This is a genomic window from Puniceibacterium confluentis, from assembly GCF_007923445.1.
In the GTDB taxonomy this organism is placed as follows: Bacteria; Pseudomonadota; Alphaproteobacteria; order Rhodobacterales; family Rhodobacteraceae; genus Puniceibacterium; species Puniceibacterium confluentis.
On sequence record NZ_VOJI01000036.1, the window covers coordinates 1 to 26,669 of the forward strand.

Annotated in this window: 21 protein-coding genes; 5 read left to right on the forward strand and 16 right to left on the reverse strand. The window is 63.7% G+C overall.

The features are described 5' to 3' along the window. From FOY53_RS20880 to FOY53_RS20925, 10 genes are all read right to left on the reverse strand, one after another. A partial coding sequence (locus FOY53_RS20880; protein ID WP_146592249.1) for an SDR family NAD(P)-dependent oxidoreductase occupies positions 1-252 on the reverse strand: 252 nt, incomplete at its 3' end. Between the two features lie 11 nt (positions 253-263). After that, the gene (locus FOY53_RS20885) at positions 264-956 is read right to left on the reverse strand and encodes a sugar transferase (RefSeq protein ID WP_146592250.1); all 693 of its coding nucleotides are present in this window, start codon (positions 954-956) and stop codon (positions 264-266) included. A 13-nt stretch (positions 957-969) separates the two neighbouring features. Next, complete coding sequence (locus FOY53_RS20890) at positions 970-2,106, reverse strand: DegT/DnrJ/EryC1/StrS family aminotransferase (RefSeq protein ID WP_146592251.1); 1,137 nt, start codon at positions 2,104-2,106, stop codon at positions 970-972. Between the two features lie 74 nt (positions 2,107-2,180). Further along, positions 2,181-2,903 carry a nucleotidyltransferase family protein gene (locus tag FOY53_RS20895; protein WP_146592252.1) on the reverse strand — a complete coding sequence of 241 codons (723 nt, stop codon included), beginning with the start codon at positions 2,901-2,903 and terminating at the stop codon, positions 2,181-2,183. Positions 2,904-3,380: 477 nt separating this feature from the next. Continuing rightward, entirely contained in the window at positions 3,381-5,561 is a 2,181-nt protein-coding gene (locus tag FOY53_RS20900) for an Ig-like domain-containing protein (RefSeq protein WP_146592253.1), read from the reverse strand. 463 nt (positions 5,562-6,024) lie between these two features. Next, complete coding sequence (locus FOY53_RS20905) at positions 6,025-7,986, reverse strand: Calx-beta domain-containing protein (RefSeq protein ID WP_146592254.1); 1,962 nt, start codon at positions 7,984-7,986, stop codon at positions 6,025-6,027. Between the two features lie 222 nt (positions 7,987-8,208). Next, positions 8,209-10,164 (reverse strand): GumC family protein, encoded by a 1,956-nt coding sequence (locus FOY53_RS20910; protein ID WP_146592255.1) that lies wholly within the window; start codon positions 10,162-10,164, stop codon positions 8,209-8,211. Between the two features lie 292 nt (positions 10,165-10,456). Continuing rightward, positions 10,457-11,737 carry an O-antigen ligase family protein gene (locus FOY53_RS20915; RefSeq protein WP_146592256.1) on the reverse strand — a complete coding sequence of 427 codons (1,281 nt, stop codon included), beginning with the start codon at positions 11,735-11,737 and terminating at the stop codon, positions 10,457-10,459. 7 nt (positions 11,738-11,744) lie between these two features. Then, a complete protein-coding gene (locus tag FOY53_RS20920) occupies positions 11,745-12,968 on the reverse strand; it encodes a glycosyltransferase (protein WP_146592257.1) in 1,224 nt (407 codons plus the stop codon). Positions 12,969-13,008: 40 nt separating this feature from the next. After that, positions 13,009-13,953 (reverse strand): hypothetical protein, encoded by a 945-nt coding sequence (locus tag FOY53_RS20925; RefSeq protein ID WP_146592258.1) that lies wholly within the window; start codon positions 13,951-13,953, stop codon positions 13,009-13,011. A 535-nt stretch (positions 13,954-14,488) separates the two neighbouring features. On the opposite strand from FOY53_RS20925, the gene FOY53_RS20930 reads away from it, so the two are divergent. From FOY53_RS20930 to FOY53_RS20945, 4 genes are all read left to right on the forward strand, one after another. Continuing rightward, on the forward strand, positions 14,489-15,334 hold the full coding sequence (locus tag FOY53_RS20930; protein WP_146592259.1) for an AAA family ATPase: 846 nt from the start codon (positions 14,489-14,491) through the stop codon (positions 15,332-15,334). Next, on the forward strand, positions 15,331-16,767 hold the full coding sequence (locus FOY53_RS20935) for a lipopolysaccharide biosynthesis protein (RefSeq protein WP_146592260.1): 1,437 nt from the start codon (positions 15,331-15,333) through the stop codon (positions 16,765-16,767). The genes FOY53_RS20930 and FOY53_RS20935 overlap by 4 nt, the downstream gene beginning before the upstream one ends. Further along, positions 16,764-18,290 carry a nucleoside/nucleotide kinase family protein gene (locus tag FOY53_RS20940; RefSeq protein ID WP_146592261.1) on the forward strand — a complete coding sequence of 509 codons (1,527 nt, stop codon included), beginning with the start codon at positions 16,764-16,766 and terminating at the stop codon, positions 18,288-18,290. The genes FOY53_RS20935 and FOY53_RS20940 overlap by 4 nt, the downstream gene beginning before the upstream one ends. A 581-nt stretch (positions 18,291-18,871) precedes the next feature. Further along, a complete protein-coding gene (locus FOY53_RS20945) occupies positions 18,872-19,921 on the forward strand; it encodes a replication initiator protein A (protein ID WP_146592262.1) in 1,050 nt (349 codons plus the stop codon). 12 nt (positions 19,922-19,933) lie between these two features. On the opposite strand, the gene FOY53_RS20950 is transcribed toward FOY53_RS20945, so the two are convergent. Together FOY53_RS20950 and FOY53_RS20955 are read right to left on the reverse strand one after the other, a co-directional pair. Continuing rightward, a complete protein-coding gene (locus FOY53_RS20950) occupies positions 19,934-20,245 on the reverse strand; it encodes a hypothetical protein (protein WP_146592263.1) in 312 nt (103 codons plus the stop codon). After that, positions 20,242-20,970, reverse strand: a complete 729-nt coding sequence (locus FOY53_RS20955) for an AAA family ATPase (RefSeq protein ID WP_146592264.1) — start codon at positions 20,968-20,970, stop codon at positions 20,242-20,244. Before FOY53_RS20955 ends, FOY53_RS20950 begins: the two co-directional genes overlap by 4 nt. Positions 20,971-21,371: 401 nt before the next feature. Between FOY53_RS20955 and FOY53_RS20960 the strand changes: the two genes are divergently transcribed. Continuing rightward, positions 21,372-21,977, forward strand: a complete 606-nt coding sequence (locus FOY53_RS20960; RefSeq protein WP_146592265.1) for a tyrosine-type recombinase/integrase — start codon at positions 21,372-21,374, stop codon at positions 21,975-21,977. Between the two features lie 174 nt (positions 21,978-22,151). On the opposite strand, the gene FOY53_RS20965 is transcribed toward FOY53_RS20960, so the two are convergent. The 4 genes from FOY53_RS20965 to FOY53_RS20980 form a co-directional block, all read right to left on the reverse strand. Continuing rightward, positions 22,152-22,940, reverse strand: a complete 789-nt coding sequence (locus FOY53_RS20965; protein ID WP_146592266.1) for a LuxR C-terminal-related transcriptional regulator — start codon at positions 22,938-22,940, stop codon at positions 22,152-22,154. Between the two features lie 425 nt (positions 22,941-23,365). Then, a complete protein-coding gene (locus tag FOY53_RS20970) occupies positions 23,366-24,418 on the reverse strand; it encodes an NTP transferase domain-containing protein (RefSeq protein ID WP_146592267.1) in 1,053 nt (350 codons plus the stop codon). Between the two features lie 88 nt (positions 24,419-24,506). Beyond that, positions 24,507-25,820 carry a polysaccharide biosynthesis/export family protein gene (locus FOY53_RS20975; RefSeq protein ID WP_146592268.1) on the reverse strand — a complete coding sequence of 438 codons (1,314 nt, stop codon included), beginning with the start codon at positions 25,818-25,820 and terminating at the stop codon, positions 24,507-24,509. Continuing rightward, positions 25,810-26,669 (reverse strand): GDP-mannose 4,6-dehydratase (locus FOY53_RS20980; RefSeq protein ID WP_146592269.1); only part of this gene is annotated, 860 nt, incomplete at its 5' end. The genes FOY53_RS20975 and FOY53_RS20980, both read right to left, overlap by 11 nt.

Below are 26,669 nucleotides of genomic sequence, written 5' to 3' on the forward strand. Positions count from 1 at the left end.
GACCACGCGCCGCATCAGGGCGGCGTCGCGCACATCGCCCCGGATCGCGTTGATCTGCCCGCGGATCACCTGCGGCAGCCGGTCAATCCACCCGAGCGAGTCAAAGGAGTTGTAGAGACAGAGCGCGGTCACATTCGCGTCCGCCTCGACCAGCTGCTCGACCAGATGCGACCCGATGAAGCCGTCCGCACCGGTCACGAGCACATTGCGCCCCTTATAGTCGCACGCGTTGACATGTAGCAAAGACGACATCCTGGATCCTTTCATTCACCCGGTATGAGAAAATCCATCTGCCGGCTGCCGATGGGCCTTGCGGCGGGCAGGTCGTGGTCCGGCACCTTGCCGAAAACCGCAAGAATGCCGCGCCAGATCCACATAAGATCCGACCAGACCGTGCGCCCGGCGTAGTAATCGAGATCAAGCGCGGTTTTCGCCGGAAACAGCGTCCTGCGATAGAACCACACCGGATTCTGGCCCGCAGGATACAGGTCGCATTCGTTCCGGAAGGCGACCTGGCTTGGTCCGAAGATGCCCGGCCGATGGCGCAGCAGGGGCTGCATGCTTTCGGTGAAGCAATCGGCGAAGGCCATGCTTTCGGGCCGGGGCCCCACGATCGCCATGTCACCACGGATGATGTTGAACAGTTGCGGCATCTCATCCAGCTTCGTGCGCTCCATGACGCGTCCGACCCGGGTCATCCGGTCATCCTGCTTCATCGTCAGGGGGCAGCCGCCGTCGCAGGTGGCGGGAAACTTGCGGAACTTGTACATCCGGAACGTCCGGCCGTCCCGCCCGACCCGGGTCTGGGCGAAGAAGACCGGAAAGCCCGACTCGATCACGATCGCGATCATCACCAGCAACAGAAGCGGGCTCAGGAGAGCCAGCCCCAGAACGGCGAGGGAAACATCAATGGTTCGGCGGACAAATGCCTGAGGAAATGTCGGAAATCGCAGCATGGGGCATTCCTCTTCAACTGGGTTCAAATGCGCTTTCAAGAACGTTCTCAAGCGTGCCGATCACAAGTTCGACGTCCGACTCCTCCATGTTCGGATGCAGCGGCAGCGTGAGCTCGCGACGGTGGAATTCCTCGGTCAGCGGCAGGCGGATGCCGGGAGCGCGCTGACGGTAATACGAAAGGGTGTGAACGGGCGGATAATGGATCGTCGTCTGGACACCGGCTTCGTGCATCTCGGCGGCGATCCGGTCGCGGTCGGCGCCGCCAGGCAGGACAATCGGCATGATGTGATGGGCCGAGATACCGCTGCGGGGGCGGGGAACGTGGAAGCCGTCGTGACGCTGCTCCAACGGGGCAAGCCGTTCATTGTACATCCCGACAAGCGCCGCGCGGCGCGCGTTCATGTCGTCGAGGCGCCCGAGCTGCACCAGGCCGATCGCGGCCCGGATCTCGTCCATCCGATAGTTGTGGCCCAGCATGTCGACATCGTAATGCGGCGTGCGCGCGACAAGGCGCTGCAACACGCTGCGCGTCATGCCATGGCCCCGCATCTGCCGCGCCCGCTCCAGCAGCTCGGGCTTGGGCATCAGCACCATCCCGCCCTCGGCCGTCGTCATGTTCTTGTTGCCGTAAAAGCTGAATGCGGCGCCGTCGCCATACTGTCCGACGCCGGGAATGCCGACGGCATGCGCTGAATCCTCGATCAGCAGCAGATCGTGCCGGGCACACAGGGCCCGCCACGGACCGGCGTCTGTCAGATGTCCGGCATAATGCATCAGCATCACCGCCCGCGTGCGCGGCGTGACCCTGGACGCCGCGTCGTCGATCGACATCAGGGGCCGCTCCAGCGCCTCGATGTCGACCATCACCGGATCGGCGCCGACATACAGAATGGCGTTGACGGTCGCCACAAATGTCATGGATGGCACCAGAACCTCGTCTCCCGGACCGATCCCCAGCGCTTTCAGCGTCAGGTGAAGGGCGGCGGTGCAGGAATCCACCGCGACGGCGTCCTCTGCGCCGTGACGCTCGGCAAAGGCGCGCTCGAACTTCCGCACCTGCTCGCCCAGGGTGATCCAACCGGATTCAAGAACAGCAACAGCCGCGGCGCGCTCTTCGGGACCAAGAACGGGTTCTGCAACCAGCAGCATAAAAAAATCCTTTCAAATCGTCAGCGTCGTAAAAAAGGGACTTCAGCCGGACCTGCGAAAAAGCAGGTTCGGGTTCAGGCGACAAACTCCATGCGTTCGTGTGCCGGCGCCTGTTCATCCCAGCTTAGCGACTGCGCCGACTGGAAATCCTCGACCCGCCCGATATCAAGCCACAGCCCGTCATGCTGATAGGTCTGCAGGCGCTCACCCAGGCCAAGCAGGCAATGGGCGAGATCGTCAAAGCCGAACGGGATGCCGCGGGGAATATGCTTCAGGACCGCGGGTTCCATGCAATAGATCCCCATGCTCATCTGATTGGTGAACGACGGTTTTTCCTTGAAGCTGGTGACGCGCCCGTCGACCGACTCGATCACTCCGAAATCCATCACCGTCTCGCGCTGCGCGGTCGCCACGGTCACCATCGCGCCGCTTTCGGCGTGACAGTTCGCAAAGGCGCCGATGCTCAGGTCGGTCAGGATGTCACCGTTGATCACCATGAATGTCGCGTCGATCTCGTCCCGCAGCATGGCGATCGGACCGATCGTGCCCAGGGGTTCGATTTCATTCGTATAGGTGATTTTCATGTCCCACTGCTGACCGTCGCCGCAGAAGCTTTTGATGAGGTGGCTGAGATAGCCCGTGGTGATGTATATTTCGCGGATATCGTTCCGGCGCAGCCACTTGATAAGAAGCTCAAGAACCGGCTTGGATTGAATGGGCATCAAAGGTTTGGGCAGAACCATCGTATATGGGCGAAGTCGGGTACCTTTACCGCCACACTGAATAACAGCCTTCATTTTTAGTCCCCCAGTACTAATTCAATAAAAATCAAATTTTTATATCGAGTTACTCGTAAACAGAATGAACCCTGCAGAATGCATGCAGGAGGCATTTTGGATGTTCGACAACTCAGGCATCTGCGAAAGATTCTAGCATCTGCAACAAATTTTGACAGCCATATGACAATTTGTAACAGTCATATTGCAAACCGCGCTGGAAATTTGGTCCCAGCCCAGATCAAAAAGGGGTGAGCGCAAAAGGGTTAATCGCATGACCCTTTCGCCCCCGGTTCCGGGCTGTCCGTCACCGGCCGGGGCCGGGGACGTGGCGGGCCGCACATCACATCGGCAAAGGTCCGATACCGGACAAACCGGACATCGTGGCCAGCTGCCCGGCGTGCTGAACCGGAACCTGCCCGCAGCCGGACGGGAGAGGGGATTTCTCCCCTCTCCCGCTGGCCTGCATCACTGTCGCTTGTCGCGATCTTGCCTGAATCAGTAGATGAAGATGTCGTCGATCAGAACGTTCGGATCCGAGATGCCTTCGACGGTCAGAACGTCGGCACCGCCAAAGTGGAAAAGCGTATTCCCGTCCGAGGAGGAGGTATAGGTCGCGATGACCTGCTCCGCGGTGAGATTGCCGCCCCAGAGGGCATCGTCCAGATGCAGTTCATCCACGTTGTCGGTGAAGTCACTGATCGTGTCGATCTCAGAGCCTACGGCAAAGACGAACCTGTCGGCGGTCAGGACAGCGGTCGACTCCGCCGAGGCGGTGACGCCTGTCGGCATGACGTATTCGACATGCAGCAGCGGCGCTCCGCTGCGGTCGCCATCATAGGCTTCGGCGGTGCGCGCGCCGGTGCCGGTGACGAAGAAGGCCATGTCGTTGAGCTCTGCCCAGTCGCTGTGGGTGACGATCTCCTGCACAATGGCGCTCAGGTCGGGGGTTCGCTGATCGATGCCGGCCTCGCCGATCGTGGTCCAGATCTCCGGCTGCCAAGATGCAGAGGCATCCGTTGTGGACCGTGACGATACGTCGAACCTGGTTGTGGAGAAAGCGGCGGAGTCGCCGACATTCTCGCCATGGATCATGAGGGACGTGACCTCGGTGTCGATCTCGTCAACCTGGAACTGAATATAGGCATTGGTGATGACGGCATCCTGGGGAACGTCGATGTCGGTGAAGCGGATGCCGATCGTGCGGCCATCCTTGGAGCCGTCAGTAACCAGTTCCAGGTCCGTGCTGCCGCTCTGAACCGAACCGGACGAGCGTTCCTCGACGTCGTCCCGACCCGACGCGACGCGGGTTTCGAACACGATCGGCAGGACATCGGGATCGGCCGTCGGCACGATTTCTGGGGCCGTCGGAGGGGTTACAGGATCCGTCGGCAAGATTTCTGGTTCCGTCGGCACGATTTCTGGCTCCGTCGGCACGATTTCTGGCTCCGTCGGAGGAGTTACAGGATCCGTCGGCGGGGTTTCGGGCTCCGTCGGCGGGGTTTCGGTGACTGTAACCGAGACGCTGGCGCTCGACCGATCGCCATCAGCATCCTCGATGGTATACCCAAAGCTGTCGGTGCCGGTGAAGCCGGTGGGCGGGGTGTAGCTGAGTGCGCCGCTGCCATCGCTGGTAACAGTGCCGCCCTCGACGCTTTCGCTGTCAAAGCCCGAGATGACCGCCGGGCCGTCCCCGTGGTCGTCATTCGCCAGAACATCGGCAATCGTCACCTCGATGTCCATTTCCGTCGTCGCAGAGTCGTCAACCGCCTCGGGTGCCAGGTCGACGGCGACCGTCCCGTCCGCGTGCCGGGCGATCCATTCGTCGCGCGCCTGTTCCCAGTAATCGCGCGCCTCTTGTCCCTGCAGGACGGTCCAGCCGGCCGGCGGCATCGGATAATCGTCCGGCAGCGGGTCGTCGGACAGGTTCAGATAATAGTTGTCGCGCGACTCGATCGTGTGCTCCCAGGCATTGAACATGCTGCGATAGCTGCGGTGATCGACATCCTCGATCGCGAACACATTGTTCACGAACACCAGGTCAGGCGTGACGGCGCCATTGGTCGCCGAGTCGGTCTTGATCAGCGAGGAATGGGTGATCTCGCCATTGTAGAGCGAGGGCTGAAGCCGCAGCAGAACGCCGTCGATCAGCACGGTCTCGCTGCTGCCGTCGACCGGGCTGGACGAGGACGGATCAAGGCTTATCCCGCCGAAGGCGCCGTCAAACAGGCTGTCACGGATGGTGCCGCTTTGCACCCGGTCGTTTTCGATCGCGTCATCGCGGATGTCGCTTGCCCAGATGTCCTCGATCACGAAGTCGGAGCTGTTCCACGAAACGCGGATTGCATCCCAGGTGTCCGTAATGCGCCAGTCGCGGATGACGACATCCGGCGTGTCCTCGGTCCTGACGCCGGCCGAGTTGCCCGCATCGTACACCGTGCGCCACGCGTCGGTCTGGTTGATATTGCCGAGGATGGTACCCCCTTCGAGTACCACCCCCGGAGAATCGTAGACCGCAAAGGGGTAGGGATTGCTCTGGCCATCGCTGCTGTCGTTGTCCTGGATCCAGCTGGCTCCGGTCGCGTCGATGGTCGTTCCGGGAGCAAGTCCGCTGACCCTGTAGTCGTTATAGCCATAGTCTTCGGTTAGAGTGATCGTACCCATATCATCTGCCCTCATGAGTGGTTTTTTGTGTGTTCTTTGGCGTGAAGTAATGAGGGCGTGCTTAAAAAACTGTCAACGACCCTGGTCGGCCGGATGGCAGGTTTTCGCCCCAGATCTTCGCGTTTACACTGGAAACCGAGCAGAAAATGGACGATCCCGTGGCGAAAAAAGTCACGGGATCGTGTACGTCGTCAAATGGTTAACGACGCCGCAGCTTCCGGATCATCCGGATTGGAATGCGGGAATGCATTGCGCTTTTTTTCGCCGACGCGATCGCCTTTTCGGCGAACTTCTGCCGGTCCGGCATCGGGGCGCGGACAGCCGCAGGAGCCGGAGCCCTGAGCCGGACCCGGCAATCATCCATTTGGGTGATGGGAAACGACCTCTGCGGACCGGGGAAACGGTCCGCAGAGATCTCAGGGAGAGGTCAGCCGTTTCGTGACACCGGCCTGTCGGCCGCGGTCACGAACCCGCGGTGTCAGGCAATCCAGATGTCGGTTCCGTCGCCCGGATCAAGTTCGATCAGCCGCCCGTCCGCCTCATGGCTCCAGCCATAGTCGGCCACATAGAGATGGGTGTGTCCCGAACCATCGCTGGCCGGAGCGAGTTCGATGTCCTTGACGTTGACCCGGCGGTTCAGATCGGTGGACCGTGCATCCTCCAGCACCGTGATGACGTCGATCACGTCGCCGCTGCGGTCAAGTTTCCAGATATTGGCACTGAACCCGCCGCCGACATAGAACACGTTTTCGGTGGAATCGAACGCAAGGGCTTCGGGGTCGATGATCTCGGGCGCGAGCACGAAACTGTCGATCAGGGTCTGCCCCGTGCTGTCAACCTCGATGATCGTGCGGTCTATCCCGTTGACGATGAAGAGGTTTCCGGTGTTTGTATCCACGGCGATGTCTTCGGGATCGTTGCCGCCCAGGCTGATCGTGTCGAACGACCACAGGATCTGGGTGGGATTTGCGCCGTCCACGGCAAAGACCCGGTACAGATCGTCATCCGTGATGTAGAGAACGCCACCGGAGGCGTCGTACGCCAGGCCGGTCGGTTCGGTTGTGAATGGCAACGCCACACTGGATGTCAGGCCGCCATCAAGCTGGACCGAGAAAAGGTTCTGGGCCTGGAAGAACGGCGCCTCGTCGACTTCGGAATCCGCCATGAACAGCGTGTTGGTGAAGGGATTGTACGCCAGGGCCGAAGGATCGGTCATTCCCAGGGGCGCGGTGTTGTGTTCGGCCACCACGCTGGGACCCTCATCGACAATCTGGCCCGTGGCCTGGACCGCGCTGACCGGCAGGGCGATACCGCTTCCGGCGAAATGTGCGGATTGAAGCGCGACCGAGAAGCTTTCGGTCCCTTCCGCAAGACTGTCGTCGATCAGCGCGACCGGCACGTTGACCGACATCTGACCGGCCTTGAGCAGCACCTGGGCCGAGGAGACGGACACGAAGTCCTGACCGCCGGTCGCGGTTCCGTCCAGCGTTCTGTAGGTCAGGACGACGTCCTGGTGTACGGGTTGGGAAAGCCCGATGGTGAAATAGACCGGCCCGCCGTTTTCCTCCCGCGCCCCGGCTTCGGACGCCGTGACGGACGCGACCGTGGCCGCGGCTTCGCCAAAGGCGGTGAAATGGCTGGCGATCAGCGGTGTATCGGTGGTGATCAGCGCGACCCTCGAGACTTTTGCCGCGCCCGTGCCGTCCGCATCCCACAGCAGTTCGGACTTTGCCGAATTGAATATCAGCTGCCCGTGTCCGGCGGCTGTCGCCGCAGTGCCCGAAACGAAATAGTCCGTGTCCAGCACCCCGCCATTCAGTCCGGCGCCTTCGGACAGACCGAAATCGCTGGCGACAATGCCGAACCTGTCTTCGGCGGTGAAATCATAGACCCGGTCCCATTCACCCGCTTCGTTCTTCAGCACGAACGTGTCGGCGCCCGCCCCCCCGGTGTAATAGTCCCTGCCGGCCCCGCCGATCAGGGTGTCGTTTCCGTCATACCCATTGATCGTGTCCCGGCCGCCGGCACCGAACAGCACGTTGCCGGCGTCGTTGCCCTTGATATTGTTGTCAAGATCGTTGCCGGAGCCGTTGATGGCGGCGTTTCCCGACAGGACCAGCTTCTCGATGAAGGCGCCAAGCGAATAGCTGATGGTGCTGGTCACGGTGTCGGTGCCGCCGTCGTCCTGACCGGTGACCAGGGTCTCGCTCACAAAGTCGCCCACGTTGTCGACGCGATAGCTGTCGTCACCCGATCCGCCGAACATCAGGTCCCGGCCCGTGCCGCCATCCAGCAGGTCGTTGCCATCGCCTCCGTAAAGCTCGTCGTTACCGTCTCTTCCATAAAGACGATCCTTGCCGCCAAGACCCCATATCCGCTCGGCCAGGGGGGACCCGATCACATCGTCGTCCAGGCCTGTACCAGATATCAGACGTATCATCTTGCTATTGCTCACTTTAAAATTCCCTTTTGTAATATCTTGGGTGGGAAATTCCGTTCACACCAAGTGTCAAACAGCACCTACGATCTTAAATGTTCTGGCCGTATCGCGACCGGCCATTTCTGGGTATGCTCCCTGATCATCGGGATAAGCCCGGCCCGATCTGATCCTGCGCTTCCGGGCCAGCTCCGGACTCACCGGCCATGTTGTCGATCCCCCTCCTCAGCCCGCAACCGGCAACATCGGGGCGGGTTCGCTGTAGCGGCGACGCCGGTGCGCCCCGGGTTTGACCCGGGTCACCACCGTCGAGATGCTGACAGGATGCTCCGTTCCCGTGGCGCGCAGCAACTGCACTGCCGGAATGGCTGTTTCCGCCTCGGTCACACCCCAGCGCACCGTGAACAGGACACGGTCCACCATCGAGGCCAGAAGCCTGGTCTCGGTGGCGCCGATCACCGGCGCGCTGTCGATCAGGATACAGTCATAGGTCTGGCGCAGCTGCTTGAGAAGCGCCGGGAAATCCTCGTTTGCCAGCACCGTCAGCGGGTCCCGTCCGGTGCGCGGCAGGGACAGGTAGTCGATGCCGTATTTCTCCGATCTGCGGATCATCGATTCCCGCGCATTCTTGTGCGCCGCGCCTCCGGAGGCAAAGCGCGTCTTCTGCCCACCCCCGTCAAGCAGGCGCAGCAACTGCGGGTCGCGCAGGTCAAGGTCAATCGCCAGAACCCGCTTTCCCAGCCCGGCCGCAAAGACCGCCAGACCAAGAACGAGCGTGGTCTTTCCTTCGCCGCGGACGCTGGAGGTGACGAGGATGCTTTGCGCCGACCGCTGGGTCGCGGCGACGAAAACCGAGCGGATCGCCTCGGTATAGGGCGCAAAGGGTTTGGTGCGCATCAGACGCGGCAGCGCCGCGATCTCCCGGCGCCAGATCCTTGGCACCAGCCCGATGCAGATGGTGCCAAGGCTTTCCTCGACGTTGCGCTCACTGCGCAGACGCCGGTCAAGCCGTTCGAACAGAATGGCAAGCATGCCGCCGATCAGCAGCGAGGCGATGACCGCGGGTGCCACGAAGAGCAGCGGATTGGGCGAACTCGGGCTGTTGGGCACCACCGCCGAGGTAACGAGCCGGGCGGCGGGGCGGACAATGTTCTGGGCCTGAAGATCGGCTTTGCGGCGCAGCAGGTTCTCGTATGCAAGGCCGGCGGCGCTGGCCTCGCGCTCCAGTTCACGCAGGCGGATCCAGGCACCGGTCATCTTGGCGCTCGCTTCCTGCAAGGCGGCAAGGCGTCTTTCGATATCGCCCAGACGGGCGGCCGCCGCATCCCGGTCAAGGGTTGCACGTCTGGTTTCCGGGTCGGGGGTCTTTCTGAAGAGGGCAAGCGCATCATTTTCCGTGTCCTCGGAGTCGGCCCGCGCCGCGAGGCGCACCTGATCGCCGAGGTTCCCGTTTGCGCCGCCGGAGTCCACGAACCGCCGCCCCCTGAGGTCGTCGAGCTGCGCCTCGTGCAGATGCAGATCGGACTGTGCGACCGACAACTGCCGGGAAAGTTCCCCGATCTGCCGGTCGATCGGATCGGACCCGCTGGTGTTGTTCAGGCCGTATTTTATCCTGTGTTCCCGCAGCGCCCCTTCGGCCTGGTCGATCTTGGCCAGCGCGTCCGGGATCCGGGCGGCGACCGAGTCCAGGGCTCGGGTGCGCGCCTCACGCTGAAGACTGGCCTCGAGATCGAGATAGAGTTCGACAACACGGTTCGCCACAAGAGCGGCGGCTTCGGGGTCGGGGCTCTTGAACGTGATCGCGACCAGTCGCGACTTGCGCTCCTTGTAGACGTTGAGACCCTCGTCGAGCGATGCATACTCCCGTAACAGCGGCGGGACGACGCCCCCCTCGCCCGGATCCTCTTCGAGGCTTTTGGTCAGGCGGCGCAGATGGCTGGGCGAGATCAGCATTTCGACCAGGGTGTCCACCGCCGCTTCGTCGATCGTCTCGCTGCCGTCCTGCGCCTCCATCTGGTACAGAAGCTGTGCCTTTGCCGTATAGCTGGGTGGAAGACTGTAGCCCAGGACCGCAGCCGCGCCGCCGCCCAGAAGCACGACGAGCGTCAGAAACGACCAGCGCCGCCGAAGCAACGTGGTGATCTGATGGAAATGCAGGTCGTTGGAATTGCGATGAATCATATAAAAATACTTTCAGGGCCTGAAGGCCAATCTGGTGTCAGGCGGCGCGCGCCCGGGTCACTGCGTAATGACGCCGTCGAAATCGACAGCGCTGGTCCGTTTGCCGCCACTTCACAGCCCCGGCCACCGGCATCGCCCAGCGGGTGTTTCGCCCGGTCACACTCTTTGCCGCGGATAATGCCCCAGTGTCCCACAGGCACCGGTCCACACGAAGTTCCATCCAGAGTGAGACACCTACCCCAAAAGGATAGGAAACGGTCGGCCGGGCCCTGTTCCGGGCGTGCTCCGCACATCAGACCGCCCCCCCGACCCTTTGCCGCAGAACCAGGGGGACGGGTTTGCCGACCGCCCGCGGCGAAGGCGTCTTCCTGAACGGAGCTGACGCCTCGAGAAGGCAAAGCACGATCCCGAACCAGAAGATCGGCTGGCGCAGCACGTAATGGAACAGGCTGAAGACCAGAAGCCCCGCGACCAGCCCCGCCAGCGCCGGGCGCCCCGTCCGGGCCACGCCGACCAGGGCCGCCGTCGAGATCCACACAAAGGCGGTCACCGCGACGATCCCGCCCTGCGTGAACACATCCAGCAGGGTGTTGTGGGCCTCGAACTTGCTGGGCGGCGGCCGCTTGTAGGACTTGCTGGTCAGATGCGGGCCGGGACCGAAACCGACAAGTCCCGATTCAACCCCCTTTTCGATCGCCTCGGTCCAGAGGTTCAATCGGGTTTCGCCCTGGCCGTTGTCATTGTAGACCTGCTGCGAGCCGCGCGCGATGCTTCGGAAGGCTTCGGATGCGAACGGCGCGGCGACGGCGACCGCCAGCGGCAGCGCCATGAGACCGAGAACCACCGCCGCCCCGCGCAGCGTCGGGGCCATTTCGGTATTCCGGATCCAGACGACGGATTTCAGCAGAACAAACACGGTGCCCGACAGCATGAGCCCGATGACGAAGCTGTCGCTGTGGCTCATCAACCCGGCTGCCAGCGCCGGCACGCCGCACCCGAGCGCCAGCACGGTGCCCGACATCGTGCGGGCCCGTTCGGAAAGATCCAGGCACAAAAGGGTGATGACCAGGGCGAAAAAGCCAAGCTGGTTGGGGTTTTCGGCCCAGCCCCGGAACCGGTCCCAGTACCAGGGGTCGATGCCCGGCACCGGCAACCCGCCAAGGGCGTCGGCGATCTGCAGCAGCAGCGACAGGCTGCCGATGACGGCCATGCGCCAGCAGACCTGACGCCGCTCGGTCGGGTCGGCCAGGCTGATCGCCATCATGATGCTGAAACAGAACATGAGAGCATAGGCGACGGTATCGCGGAACATGCCGGAGTAGTAATGAAAGGGCTCGACCGCCAGGCCCACGATCATCCCGATGCACAGGGTGACGCCCATGATGAACCAGAACAGCGCCACGCGCGTGAGCGCCGGGTTCAGAAGCATCGGACGGCACAGGATCTGACGCAGGAGCGCCAGCCCCAGCCAGAGCAGCAGCAGCAGTTCGCCCGGCCCGACCGGAAACTCTCCGAAGCGCAGTTGCGTCGCTGCGGTGACCACCAATCCAAGTGTCAGAACCGTCGGGATCATGGCGGGCTCATCCGTCGATCTCGGACATCGGCCGGGCGGGCGCGAAGAATTCGCCTGCGCTGGCCGACTGGCGCAGGGCCCGGGCGGTCCGGTCCGCCAGCAGCTCGCGATACAGCGCCGCGTGCCGTTCGGCGCCGGCAGCGACGGTAAAGCTCCGGCGCACCAGATCGGGCAGGCGCGCCGCCATCGCCGCGCTTTGCTGTCGGTCGGCCAGAGCCGCCAGAATTTGCCCGGCCAGTTGTTCGGGGGCACCCGGCGGCACCAGCCGGCCGGTCACACCGTCCTCGATCACTTCGAGACATCCCGGCATGCTGGTCGAGACGATCGGCAGTCCGGCCAGGGCCGCCTCAAGCAGGACCCGGGGAACGCCTTCGGAATATTCGGTCGGAAAGGCAAAGACATCGGCCATTCTCAGCAGGGCCGGCACGTCGGTCCGCGGGCCTGTCGCGACCACCGCGGGCGCATGGGCGGCCAGTTCGGCTTCGGTGATCGCCAGCGGACCTTCGCTGTCACGCGGCCCGACCAGCAGGAACCGAACCCCGGGGCGCTGGCGCCGAACCAGGTCCGCGGCCTTCAGAAGGGCGGCGATGCCCTTCTGGCGGGTGACCCGCGAGACGGTGATGACCACCTCGGCGTCGCCCAGACCAAGCTCGTCGCGCAGCGCCCCGGGCGTCGGGGCACCCTCGAGCGCCCGGTCAAAGGTGTCGGGGTCGATGCCGCCGCCGCCCGCCGGGATCACGGTGCCGTATGTCCCGGTGAGGCCGTGGCGGTCGAAAAAGGCCTGGTCGCTCCCGTTCTGGAACACCGTGGCGTCGGTCCGTTTCGCGGCGCGCCCGTGCAGGGCGCGATAGGCAAGCCGCGCCGCCATCGCCACCGGCGAGCGCGAGGAATAGACCCAGCCCCGCCCGCAGATCGTGCGGATCACCAATGTGCTGCGGTCGCCCGCGGCCAAGGGCAGCATCAGGCAGGGCTTGGTGTCGAAACCCTGGGCAAGGTCGGGGCGCAGCCGGTCCAGAATGCCCCCGAGACGGCGGATCGCCCGCCGGTCGCTCAGCGGCGAGATGAAACGGTCGAAGGGGAAGTCCACGAACCCGATCCCGGCTTGCTCGAACGCCGGGCGGCCGCCGCTGGCCGCCATGCTGACCCGGAAGCCAAGATCGCGGACGGCACGGACAAACGGCAGGCGCAGATTGGCATCCTCGCCGGCGATGAACAGGACGTGGGCGGTCATCGAGGCGTTTCCTTGAGCATGGGCAGGACGAACGGCACAATCATCCCCCGGACCCCATCGAGGCGAAATATCGGGCATAAAGCGTCTGAAGATCGGGATAATCGGTGCCATCGGCGGTCAGAAGGCTTGGGCAGGCGTGCCGCTCCTGCTCGCCCCAGGAATACGTCATGTCGAAGGGGCGCGTCTGCGGCGGCAGCAGTTCGTCCCAGGCGGCAAAAATTTCCAGCAGTTCGTCCTTGGCAGGCAGCCGGTAATATTTCGTTTCGTTGGTCGAGCAGTCCTGCCCGAAAGCCTGAAAGACCGGCACCAGCCGTTCCACCGGGATATCGGCGGCAAAGGCGCGGCCGACCCGCTCGGCGATCTTGTCGATCTCGCACCGGGGTTTCCGGGAGTTGCACGGATAGACGACCACGCCGATCAGATCGGCCGAATTGGCAAGCTGGGCAAACTCTTCCTGATATTTGTGCCCGCCGCTCACCGCGATGAAGGTCCGCCCGTCAGGGTCGTTCTTGTGGATCAGCGCCGTCCGCTCGGCGATGCGCTGGGGGCCCTCCGGACATATCGAGGGATGCGGCGTGTCCGAGATGAAATAGATGCCGCTGAACTTGGGATGGCCGTGTGCCGCGCGGGCGATTTCCGCCGTCTCCTCATCGCTTTTCTGCCACGCGCAGACGGTGTTGTATCCGTTGCGCATCCACAGGATGCCCTTCGCCCCGTCCGGAAGCTCGTCAAGCGCCGCCACCGACGAAACGTCGGCAAGATTGAAGCCGACGGCGGCGGCGGCGGGAAATTCCTTGCGGTGATTGACGGTGAAATGCAGCTGGGTGCCGTCACCGATGGCGCGGCCTGTCGATGCTTCCCAGAACCAGGTCACGATGCTCGCCCCCGCGATCAGCAGGGCGGTCACCGCCAGTGGCCACGCGGTCCGGGTCCGCCGTCCGGCGGGGGGCAGGTCCGGATCGGGGCTTGACGCGGAATGGCGCATGGCAGTCTCCATAATGACTATCGACTGAATGCTGTTGCCGACAAATTCTGCGGAGCTTCCGTCCGATGGGCGGTTCTGCATGCCGCCCTCTGCCCAACGGCGTCGAGGAACGGCGATCAGCAGCGGATCTTGCACCCGGACAGGCCCCAGCTTTGAGCCAAAGTTCATTTCTCTCAATATTTCTGCCGTGTCCTAATCTGGCCCGGCCTTCGCAGCATCCCGCGTCTGCCCCCGGCCCGATAGTGATCTTGCGGGTGAAGTGTAACTCTTCCGGGCTAAGTGCGCTGCGGCCGGGATCCCTGTAACCCGAAAGGCTGAACCCTTAAGAGTCCATTCATCGCCAGCCTGCGGAAGGCTAGCCTGTGCCAGGTCAGATTTTTTTCAAGCATATGAATTTCCCGGAAGGCCCGATGAATTTTTGCGGATCTCAGCCTGCCCCGAAGGACACGGTGCCGATGGCGCATTGCGGGCCCGGCGCCCGTGCCGGGCGCGGGTGGAGGCGGTCGGTCAGCCCCCGGCCCGCGCGGTGACAGCGATGGGGTTCGCCAGAAGCGCGCAGGATCAGGACCTGTATCCGACCGCAAGGCACGGCAGGGCACCGCCCGCGAAAGACAGCGGCATCCGTGCCGCGCAGTCTTCCGCCGCTTTGCGCGGGCGCTTCGCGGTCGAGCTTGTCGGCCCACCGGGATCCGGGAAGACCACGCTGGCCCGCGCGGCTGCCGCAGAGCTGGAGCGGCGCGGTATCGCGGTGCGCCTTGCGGTCAGCGCCCGCCCGGACGAATCCCCCCGGACGTTCCTCACCGCGCGGGTGCCGAGGCTGGCCAAGCTGGCTGACGCGGTTTACCGGGCCGTGCGGACGGATCCGGTGACTAGCGCCCTGATGCGGCAAATGCCGATAACGCCTCCGCTGGCGGCCCTGCGCCGCCGCCGCTATCTCGCCGCCCTGGCGAAGGCCGGGCAGACAGCCGGGCAGGCCGACAGCCTTTTGGTACAGGACCAGGGCTATCTCTGTGCCATCGCGGGCCTGGCAATTGATTCCGGGCGTGTCGATGCACAGGCCCTGACCGATGCGCTGGCTTTGGTTGCATTGCCCAGGATCGCGGTGAGGATAGGCGTCCCGGGCGACATCGCCGGAGCCCGGCTTGGGCAGCGACACGCCCGGCAGGGGTTTGCGGCGCGGCTGCTTGAACGCCCGGCTGCGGACAACACTCGTCTCGAAGAGGTGTTCGATACCATCGGCGCCATTCTGGAGCACCAGGGGCTTTGCCTGCTACGGGTCTCGGGGCGGGACCGGGACGCGCTGGACGCGGCGGTGTCGTTGATCGTCGCGGCGGTTCTGGCGCTTTGGCCCGCTTGCCGGAACGGGGACGCCGTCCCATGACATGCCCGCCGAACCAGAAGGTTCCGGACCCGAAGCGGACCGGAACGCCGACGCCAGACCCTTCCGAAACCGAAATCGCGGGTGCCCGGCTGTTCTCGACAGGGTCGCGGGCCTTTGCGGTCCTCGTGGCCGGGGCGGTCATCGGATTTGGTGTGCAGCTGGGAACCGTGCGGCTTATTGGCGCCGAAAGCTTCGGAACATATGTCTATGTGATCGCCTGGGTGACGGTGCTGGCCTATGTGGCGACGCTGGGGTTTCACACCTCTCTTCTGCGGCTGCTGCCGGCCTATCGGGTCAGCAGTGACTGGGCCCGGGCGCATGGCGCCATGCGCTTTGCCTTCCGCAGCGCCTCCCTGACCGGGGCCGCGGTGGCGGTTCTGGCGATCGGGGCGACGCTGCTGGCCCATGGCGCCGAGGACGAGCTTGCCCGCGCCTTGCTGGTGGGGGCGCTGGCGGTGCCGCTGATGACACTGCGGCTGGTCGGCGCCGCGGCGGTCCGCGCCTTCGGCGGGGTCATCATGTCGATGCTTCCCGAACGGATCCTGCGCGACTCTTTCACCTTCGCGATCCTTGCGGTGCTGGTGCTTGGTGGCTTTGCCCCCCCCGACGCGGTGAGTGCGATGGTGGCGGCCCTTGCGGCCGCGATCCTTGCCCTGCTCTTCATCCGGCACTTCCTCGCGGCCCGCAGGCCCGCGGAACTTGCATCCGCGGTGCCGCTCTACGCGCGGCGGGACTGGCTGCGCCCTGCCCTGCCCCTGACCCTGATCATGCTGGCCGACACCCTGATGTCGCGCGCGGGCGTTCTCATTCTCGGGCTGCGGGGCGATACGCTCGAGGCCGGAATATACGCCGTCGCCTTCAGTCTGGCCTTGCTCTCTGCCCTGCCCCGGATGGCGCTGTCCGCCCTGTTCGCCCCTACCGTCTCGGCGTTTTATGCCAGAGGTGACATGGTCGGACTGCAACGACTGGTGGCCCGGTCGGCGGTTCTGTCGCTTGCGGCCACGTTTGTTGTCGCCGTGCCGCTGATCGCAGGGGCGCCGGTCCTTCTGCCCTGGTTCGGCCCCCAGTTCCTGGCAGCGGCGCCGGTTCTGGCGGTTCTGGTCGTCGGACAGCTGGCCTCTGCCGCGGCGGGACCGCAACAGCATCTCCTGACGATGACCGGCCACGAACGTCAGGGCGCGGTACTGATGGCCTCTGCCGCGGCGGGCGCGGTGGTTGGCGGTGCCCTGCTGTGCATCCCCTTCGGAATGATGGGGGTCGCCGCTGCGGCAACCCTGAGCATGATCGGCTGGAATGTCGGCATGGCTGTCTTCCTGATGCGGCGGCTCGGCCTGCGTCCCGGCCTTGCCTGCTGGGGAAATCCCGGACAGGCTGCGGCATCGGCGTTTTCGAGATGGGGCAAGGCCGTCTGGAAGCCGAAGGGACAGTCATGAAAGAAGCGTTGGTGATGGAAACCCCAGGGCAGGTGGCACAGGCGACGGTCGGTGATGCGCGGGACAGCGCCCCCATTCCGGATCTGGTGGCGGCGCTCAAGAGGCGCGGGGTGCGTTATTGCCATTGGAAAAGCAATGTCCGCCTGGCCGACAGCCTGAGCGGCAAGGAGGATCTTGACCTGCTGGTGCGGCGCTCGGATGCGACAGAGTTCTTTGCGGCCCTGTCCGATGCGGGATTCAAGCTTGCCCGGTCGCGGGACGGCGGCGGCCATCCGGGGGTTCTGCATGCCTTCGCGCTGGATCCCCGCAGCCTTCGGCTGGTGCATGTCCATGCCTATTTCCAGGTGGTGACCGGCGACAGCCTGGTGAAGTCCTACCATCTGCCGTTCGAGCGGATCCTGCTGGAGGATGTCGGGGTCCGCATGGGTCTGCCGGTACCGCCCGTCGAGGCGGAGCTGCTGGTGTTCCTGCTGCGCATCGCTCTCAAGCATACCGGGCCGCTGGAGTTCTGGATGGTGAACCGGCATTACCGGGCCGTTCCCGAAGAGTTGGCCTGGCTGCGGCAGAACGCGGACGAAGCCGCCGCGCGGCAGCTGTGGATGCAGCACGTTCCCGGTGCCCGGGAAGACGAATTCGACACGCTGATCCGCCTTGTCGCAGATCCGGCGCGGGTGGGGGCGCGACTCGGGATCGGCCTGCGCCTGGCCTGGCGGCTGCGCGAATGGCGCCGCATCGGGTTCTGGGCTGCGTCCGGTTCGCGTCTGCGCCGGTTTGGCCTGCTGGTCGGATCCCGGCTGCGGCGCCGCAGGTCGGTGCGGCTCGTGGCGGGCGGTGTGCTTGTCGCCCTGGTCGGCCCGAAGGCGAGCGGCAAGTCGACCCTTGGGGCCGCTCTGGGCGACCGGCTTGGCGCGCAGCTTGATCTGCGCCGCATCCATGTCGGAAAGCCGCCTGCAACCCTGTTGTCCGCACCTGTACGGGTGTTTCTGCCGCTGCTGCGCCGCCTGCTTCCGGGCGAAAGGTCGGGCCAGTACCAGACACCGGAACGCCGGGCGAACATGACGTTCTCCTATCCCTATCTGGTGCGGATGGTTCTGCTGGCCCATGATCGCCGGGCGCTGTTGTTCAGAACCCGGCGGGCGGCCACGGAGGGTGCGATCGTGATCGCCGATCGGTATCCGTCCTTCGGGGTCGGGGCAATCGACGGCAGCCAGTTCGGGGCCGCGGCGATTGCAGCCTGCGGGTCACGGTGGAAGCGGGCCCTGATGCGGCTGGAAGGCAGGCTGTACAGGGATCTGCCCAAACCCGACCTGGTGATCCGGCTGAACGCCCCGATCCAGACGACGCTTTTGCGCGATGCCTCGAGAAACAAGTCCGACGGGCCCGATCCCGACAGCGTGCAAAGACGGCGCGACATCGAAACCATGGCCGAGTTTCCCGAAATTCCGGTTGCCGTGATCAACACCGATGTGCCGCTGGAACAGTCGGTTTCGGATGTCGTGCGCGCGGTGTGGCGCGGCCTCTGACACTCCCGCTGGTCTGCCTGGGGGATGAAATGCACCGGATGGAAGGATGGTTGCCATCTCCGGTCGCCGGGTGTCCGCACCGCTCTGAAGGCCCACACCCCAATCCGCAGGAATGTCTCTTCCGGCGCGGCTCATGGCACTTCGTTGAAGACCGTTCTTGCTTCATGGATATTCAGGTTGGTGTTGGCGCTGGCTGCTGTGCTCCGGGCGCTTGCCGATCCGGTCTTCTGCAGCCCCTCGGTGTCACCCCGAGGGAACGGTCGGTATCGTCCGCGTAAGTTATCCACAGGTCCCGGGTGTTATATCTGTGTTAAATACTGTGTTACGCGAATCGCCCCCCCCTTCAAGCCACTGATATGGAACACTTAAAGCGCTCTTTTTTGACCTCCCGGTGTGTAGACTAGCGAAGAATGGTGTGTAGACTAGCGAAGAATGGTGTGTAGACTAGCGAAGAATGGTGTGTAGAGTGTCGAAGAATGTGACCTCCTGCGGGGCGAAGTCTGCCTGCGGTGGGTAGAGTATCGAATAACGCAGCCTGCCGGCGATGAGACCGTCGGCAATGGTGGGCAGAGTATCGAAAAATGGCGCGACCCAGGAAAAGAACGACCCTTCTCCCCCAGCGGCACCCGGAGCCTGATCTCTTCGTGTGCGACATTCTGGATGCGACTCCGAAGAGTGACCGGGCTTCGATGGAGCACCCGCTGTTCTCGCTTTCGGTGAAGAAGGACATGGCGCCGTTCCAGTACGAACAGGGCAACGTCAAGGTGAGGATCACCCCCGCGGCCGGGGAGGGCCGCGCCAATGTGTTTGACCGGGACATCCTCATCTACGTCCTCAGTCAGCTCATGGCTGCCAAGAACGAAGGACAGGAAATCGGGCGCCGGGTCAGGATTTCGGCGCACGACTTACTGAAGGCGACGAACCGTCATACAACCGGACAGGCCTACGCCACGCTGAGACGGGCTCTCACCCGACTGCAGTTCACCCAGATCGAGACGAATATCCACGACCATGGTCTTGGGGAGTGGCGCTCGATTTCCTTCATCACCGAAGCCAGGATCGTGAAGGAGGACTCGACCGGTCGCCTGCTCAGCGTCGAGCTGGAGATGGGGGACTGGCTCATCAAGGCGATCGAAAACAAAAACGTCCTGACTCTGCACAGATCCTATTTTCAGCTCCGAAAGCCACTCGAGCGCCGCTTGTACGAATTGTCCAGGAAACATTGCGGCATGCAGTCCGTCTGGCGGATCGGCCTCGACAAACTAAAGCACAAGACCGGGTCGACCTCTACCGAGAAGGAGTTCAAGCGTCTGGTCAAGGCGATCTGCCGGACGGACGAGGAACAGTCGCATATGCCTGATTACAGCTTCAGGCTTTTGCATAATGTCCTGGAAGTCTCCCCCAAATCCGAATTCCTCGAGGCATATGGCGACAAGCCCTTGCTTGGCACGGACACGGCTGTTCGCTTGTCCGCCCCGGTCTATGACAGGGCGCGAGACGCCGCACCGGGCTGGGATGTCCATTTTCTGGAACATGAGTGGCGCATGTGGATGGATGAGCGGCCCCGGGATGCGGATGCGGCCTTCGTCGGCTTTTGCCGCAAGTGGTTTGAGAGGCGTGGCCCGCCCTAGACCGAAAGCGCCTCAGCCGTCTCTGCCCTTCTCGGCGTCGAGCAGGTACGCCAGCCCCTGCCAGAGGGTCAGGTTGCGTGACCGGCAAAAGTTTCGAAAATCGTCGACCACACGTTTTGGCCCCGGAATCGAAACCTTGTCCTGCGGTTCGGTGCGCTTGGGGCCTGGTTTCAGCCTGGTCGCGGGTTCCCGGTTGATAAAGCCGAGCTCCGACCCGGCCTGAACGGCCATCTTGACGCTTTCGGCTCCGATTTTCGGGCGGGGCCTGGCGGGAGCGGTGGTTTCGGGGAGTTCGATCCCCTGCCCGAATCCATACTTGCTCATGGCCGCCTCGCTTTCGTGAGGGTGTGGATCACGGCCTGGGCGTAGTCCCGGGCGTTTTCGATTGCGCTGGCGACCTGTTTCAGGGCCTTTCCGGTGACGGATGCCGTCTTGCCCTTGTGCTCGGCGGTGACGAGGTCCGGCAATTCGGCAAGCAACACCCCGTCGCGGAATATGCGCGTGTAGGGGGCGCGCTTGGCGATCCGCACCGGCAGAGTCGGGATTGCATTGATGTCCATTTCCTGCCGGACATCGCGTTCGTCCGTCGTCTGGAAGGCGGCGTTGGTACGTGTGAAAAGCAGGATGTAGTCGATCGGCGTCCGGATCATGTTCGCGGTTGTCTGCACAAGACGCACGGCGGTTGCCGCCTGCCGGGCCTCCATCGGCGAGCCGTCCAGGGGAATAATGCACAGATCGGTGCGGGACAGGGCAAATGTCACGATCTGATCCTTCGAGCCCTCCAGGTCGATTATCACGTAATCGGTGCTGTCCGCGAGGCTGTCGATCAACTCGACGGTTTCTTCTGCCTGCGGGCGCGCAAGAACCGCGAAAGGCACAGCCTGGCCCCCGGCTTTCCGGGTCTCCGACCAGGCCAGGATGTTGGCGTTCGGGTCGAGATCGAGAATGGCGACGCGACCTCCCGACAAGGCGATTTGCTCGGCCAGGAGCATGGCGGAGGTGGTTTTGCCGGAACCACCCTTCGGATTGGCGAAGGTGATGACATACATGCCAGCCACCCTGCACGGAATATTTATAAAGTCAACATTAACGTTATCTCTAACTTTAATTCCAACATTATCTCCAACTATAAAGTTAGAGATAATGTTGCCACAAGCTCGCCCTCCCAGGTTGCGCGCAGAAGGAAGGCCGATTGAAGACAAGCCAATGCCGGGGCGAGGCGATGGCGCGGACTGTGCGGACCTGCGCGCACCCGGCGCAATGAAGCGCCGGACACAGTGTCTGTTCCTGCTTCCGTCTCTGCTTCGGTAAGCGAAAAGGAACGTGCCGGGATATGTTTAACACTATTGGTAATTCTGTTAAATATTCCCGCCGCCGAACCGGGAGACAGGCGGGCAGGCGGGTCTGACCGGGCTTCGCGGCTTAACAGATTTCGGGCATAGTGTTGAACATGAGCGAAATGCGCCTCCATGACGCCGCCGGACACCGGCTCTATCTGAACGCCGAGGAACGCGCGGCCTTCCTGGCGGTGGCCCGGCGCCAGCCCGCCCGCGACCGCACCCTCTGCGAGACGCTGCACTTCACCGGCTGCCGGCCCTCCGAACTTCTGGAGATCACCCCGGCCCGGGTCGACCTCTCCGGCGGCACGATCGTGTTGCGCAGCCTGAAGAAGCGCAAGGACGCCGCAGGGCGCGCCATGATCGTCTACAGGAGCGTTCCGGTGCCCGCCGCCTGTCTGGACACCCTGAACACCGCCTTTGACCTCCGGGAGGCCCAGAAATCCCGTCGGCAGGCCAATGCGCCGATCTGGCCGCTCAGCCGGGTCCGGGTCTGGCAGATCGTCAAGCGGATCATGATCGAGGCGGATCTTCCGGACGCGCCGCAGCGCAGCCCGAAGGGGCTGCGACATGGCTTCGGGATCAATGCCGCGGTGAACGGCATCCCCCTGCACATGCTGCAGAAGTGGATGGGGCACGCCCAGCTCAGCACCACGGCGATCTATGCCGATGCGGTGGGCAAGGAAGAACAGGACATCGCGGCGAGGATGTGGGGGTAGGGGGCCTGCATCTGACCATGACCAAGCCCGGCGCCGATCGGCACAGAGCCCCACCGCCTGGCAATCAGGCGCGACCGGGGGCGGCGCTGAGGAGGTGTGACTTCCTGCCCGCCTGGCGGCTCCAGGAGATGGCCTGGCTCGTGCTGACGGAAAGCCGCCGCCTGGGACATGAATTCAGTGGGCGACGGGGAAGTGACCTCTCAGGCGGAGACTCTGCGAAATGGCCTTCCCATACGCCCTTTCGCTTCGGTTAAGGGATTTCCCGACCCTCCTGGGCGCGTCGTCGGGCTGCTTCAACGCCACCTCCTCGAGAACGGCCATGGCCTCGACATCGCGGGCCAGAAGCGCGGCATCCGTGCGGTTGCGCGACCCGGTCTTGCGCAGGATCGACTTGACATGAACCTTTACCGTCGACTCGGAAATTCCGAGATCGCGCGCAATGACCTTGTTCGCCAGAGCCTGCGCAAGCAGTGCCAGAACCCGCAGTTCGCTCGGAGAGAGTGTTTTCAAGGCTTCGGCCGCGGATCCATGGGTGGTCACTGGAACCTTGTCGGGCTTTTGCTCAGGCGGCAGAACGGGAAAGATCCGCTCTCCGAGCATGATCAGTTCGACCGCCTTGGAGAAGGCGACTGTGTTGATCGTTTCAAGCAGAAGCCCGTCGACCTTCAACTGGGTTGCGTCCCGGATCCGTTCCGGATTGAAAACCTCCTCGATCAGCACGATCCGGGCATCGGGAAAAGCCTTGCGCAACTGGTCCATGACCTGTGGCGACGGCAGGGCCTGTTTCGAAAGATTGATCAGGACCGCTTCGAGATGGACATCGCAAGACACCGCCTGAAGGGCGTCTTCGATATTGGCCCAGGTGTTGACAATCTTGAAGTTTCGGCTGGGCAGCACATGTTTCAGCCCTTCGCAGGACAATGAATTCGGATCGACAACAGATATAAAGAGCGGTTGCTTCATAATAATTTACCCATAAATAACGCATCCCCCGGACGCAAACTCGGCTAAAAAATACACTCAACCAAAGAGTTAGTTATTGGATACTATCATGGATCATGGAAAATTTAAACCGTTAACCCCTAAATGACAGGCTGTACAGCATCTGGAAACCGGCTTACCCTGAACGGGTGATATACTTTACCTCTCATAGTTGAATCACGACATTTCTATTTCCGCTATCCTTGTGAAAATGTGATGTGGATCCTGGATATAGACCGGCCATCCGCAGCAGCGCCGTTTGATATGCAAGAAACACGGAAAAGTTGCCAATTGCTCCTTATGATCTTTTTCAGGTTGAGTTTACCCCAGTGACTTTTGTGCATTTGACGAAATCCTGATCCTTCGGACCCTCGCAAACGCCAGGTCGGGCGTGTCTTTCCGTGCGCTCAGGAACTTCGGTGGGCGCCCGGACGGTGGATCGGGTTCCGGATTTCGCCCTGGTCGATGCCGGGCCAGCCTGGCAGATTCCCGGCGTCACCCTGCAACCCGGCGAACGGTTTGATACGGGTGCCACGCTGGATCACGCAGTCCGCAAGGCAGGCAAAGGCTGTGATCTCGACCTCGTCCCTGACCGTGACGCCGGGGGCAAAGACCACATGCGGCCCGATCGTCACGTCACGCCCCAGCCGGGTATCATAGGAAAAATACACCGTTTCCGGCGCCGCCATTGTGACGCCGTTCTCCATCGCCTGGTATCTGGCGCGGCGCTGAAATGCGGCTTCGGCGGCGGCGAGTTCGGCGCGGGAGTTCACGCCCAGCGCCTCGTCCGCGTCACAGACCACGACCGCACAAGCGCCCCCTTCGGACCGCGCAAGCGCCACGACATCGGTCAGAAAGTACTCGTTGCGGCAGTTGTCGTCGGTCAGGGCCGGAAGCCAGCGCCGGGCGCCTTCCGCATCAAAGGCCATCACACCGGAATTACACAGCGTGACGGCAGCCTCTGCCTCGGTGGCGTCGCCCGATTCGACGATGCGCTCCAGCCCGCCGCTGTCGTTCAGGATCAGCCGGCCATAGCGGAACGGGCACGGCGTCTCGAAACCGAGTGCGGCGACCACCCCCGGCGCCCCGACAAGTTTCTTCAGCGTTTCCGGGCGGGTCAGCGGCGTATCGGCATAAAGCACCAGCACCCGCCCCTGGAACCCGGTCAGGGCGGGCAGGGCGCAAAGCGCTGCGTTGCCGGTTCCGCAGGACCGCGGCTGAACGGCGATCTGCGCCTCGGGATCCAGCCTGCGCGCCATGGCGGCCACGTCCGGGGCGTCCGCACCGACCACCACCACACGTCGTTGCGGCAAAAGCGCCTTGGCGGTGCGCAGGGCATGCTGAAGAAGCGAGGCCCCGGCCAGCTTGTGCAGCGGCTTGGGGCGTTTCGAATTCATCCGCCCACCCGTGCCTCCGGCAAGGATGACGACGGCAAGCGGGTTTCGGGATACATCGAACATCTTGTCCTCCAAAAGATTGGCGAAACGGCGCCCGCCTGCGGCGAACTCCCTGACGGGCCAAAACCGTCCCTTGCAGCGTCCGGCCGGGCTATTGCATGACCGTGGTCGTGCGCGCGCCTTGTTGCGCGCCCGGCGTCACCCGCCCCGTGAACGCCGCCTCATCGCTGGTTCTTCTGACCTCGATCACGTCACCCGGTTCGATCCGGCTGTCCAGGGCCGCCGGCCGCGCGGCCGCGGCACCGCCCCGAATGATCGTAATCTGCGGAATGCCGACCCCGTCGGGGGTGATCGCAGGCGCCATGCCGACCGCGCGCAGCTGTTCGGCAGCTCCGAAAAGCCGGGCGCGTTCCCGGCCCTCGACGATCTTGGCCTTCTGCAGCTCGTCCAGCAGATCCAGGCGGTTCCCTTCGTCCAGACGCTCGGCCTCGCGGGAAACCTCGGTGCGCCGTCGCTCAAGCTGCATGAGGTTGACCTCGGTCTGCAAACGCCGCGTGGACGAAAACAGGGCGGCGCTGCGGACGTCCTGAAGACGCGATTGCGTGAGAATGCCGCTTTCGCTGGCCTTGGTGGCCTTCTGCAAATTCTCGGCATCTGACTGCTCGACCACCTTTTCGACCTCCAGCTGGCGCTGCAGGACGCCGGACTGGGCCTCGATCTGTTTCAGCTGCTCGGCCATGAACGTGGTTTCGTGCCGGTAATTTTGCGCCCGGGTCCGCAGGATGTCGGTCTCGACGCTCAGGATCCCGTCAAGAACCCCGCCCGCTTCCGGCGCAGGAGGCCAGGCCTTGTGGTCGAACTCCAGATCTTCGCCAAGCTCCCGCCGGATACGCCAGACACGCGCGCCCGCGGCGGCGGCGGCATGCCATGCCCCGGCATAATCGGCACGCAACGCGGCCGGGTCATATCCGGGCACATTGGCAGAGACGGACATCACGCCCCCCGCCGCGGCAATGATCTGGCGCACGGTCATCCCCGGCCGGAAGGGGTGTTCCCCCGGCTGCGCGACATCGCCGCTGACAAAAACCGGCCGGTATTCGACAACCGAAGCGGTCACCTGGTCGCGGTCCACCGCGCGCGTCACCTGGCTGCCGTCGGGCAGGTACACCAGCAGCAGCCTGCTGGCGAGAGACGTGCGGATCAGTTCGCGGACCTCGGAGAGGGGCCGCCCGGCGGCGGCGATGTCCCCTACCGCGGGCAGGCTCAGGCTGCCGTCGATCTGGACCGGGCTGCGGGTCGCCATCTCGGGCAGACCGACCACGGACATCTCGATCACGTCACCGGCCTGAAGGCGGTATTCCTGGGCCCGGGCGCCCGGGCCGGGCAGGCCGAGCGAAAAGGCGGCGGCAAGGGTGAGAACCGCCCGCCACAGCCGGGTGCGGCGGCGGGTCGTCTCACGTGGCATAGCTGACTTCGCGACGCACGCGGCCTTCCTGAAACTGGCTGCGCCACCACGCCACGGTGCGCTTCACCCCTTCGGAGAACTCGACCTGGGGCTTCCAGCCGGTGGCCCTGTGAAACCGGCTGAAATCGGCAAGCAGTTCCTTCACTTCGGATTTCGCGGGGCGCACGCGTCCGACATCCTGCACCACCGGCTTGGTGCAGTCCGTCAGCCGCAGCACCAGGTTGACCACATCCTTGACCGTGACGGACGTCCCCGAGCCCGCGTTGTAGGGCACCCCGAACGAGACCGCCCCGGATCTGCCGGCCGCGATGAACGCGGCGGCGGTGTCCTCGACATAGGTGAAATCCCGGATCGGCGTCAGGTCTCCGACGCGGATCGACTTCACCTCGGGATCAAGGGCCTGGCGCAGGATGGTCGGGATCACCGCCCGTTCGCTCTGGCGGGGTCCGAAAGTGTTGAAGGGCCGCAGAATGACGACGGGAAGATCGTGCGAGCGCACGAAGGCCTCGGCCAGCATGTCAGCCCCGATCTTGGATGCCGAATAGGGTGACTGCCCCTGCAGCGGATGGGTTTCGGCGATGGGTGTCGTGATCGCGGTGCCATAGACCTCGCTGGTCGAGGTATGGACCACGCGCCGCACATCGTGTTCGCGGGCGGCCTCGAGCACGTTCAGGGTGCCGATGACATTCGTTTCCACATAGGACTGCGCTGCCACATAGGAGTGGGGGATCGCGATCAGGGCCGCAAGGTGGAACACGGTGTCCTGCCGCGAGACCACGCGCCGCATCAGGGCGGCGTCGCGCACATCGCCCCGGATCGCGTTGATCTGCCCGCGGATCACCTGCGGCA